Annotated in this window: 1 protein-coding gene; it reads left to right on the forward strand. The window is 62.5% G+C overall.

The genetic code is table 11. The features are described 5' to 3' along the window. Positions 1–355, forward strand: a 355-nt coding sequence (locus tag WH277_RS01610) for a hydantoinase B/oxoprolinase family protein (protein ID WP_339503994.1), incomplete at both ends; no start/stop codon positions are given.

Consider the following 355-nt stretch of genomic DNA (forward strand, 5'->3'; position numbering starts at 1 on the left):
CCATAAACTGACGGCGCTGACGGAAGAGATGTGCCACATCCTGCAACGTACCGGGCGCACGCTGTATGTGAAAGAGACGGCGGATTTCTGCTGCGCGGTGGCCGATCGGCACGGCAAGTTCTTCGCCTATCCGCGCGGCATCGGCGTGTCCGGTTTTGTCGGGCTGAATCTGCTGACCACGATGCAGGCGGTGGGCGAGGTGCAGCCGGGGGATGTGATCCTCACTAACGATCCCTGGCGTTCGCGCGGTCTGGCAACGCACCTGCCGGATTTACAGGTGCTGGAACCCTGGTTTATTGACGGGGAGATCGTCGCCTGGGGCTGGGCCTTCCTCCATGCATCCGATGTCGGTGGC

The organism is Erwinia sp. MYb416 (genome assembly GCF_037479575.1).
Taxonomy (GTDB): domain Bacteria; phylum Pseudomonadota; class Gammaproteobacteria; order Enterobacterales; family Enterobacteriaceae; genus Erwinia; species Erwinia rhapontici.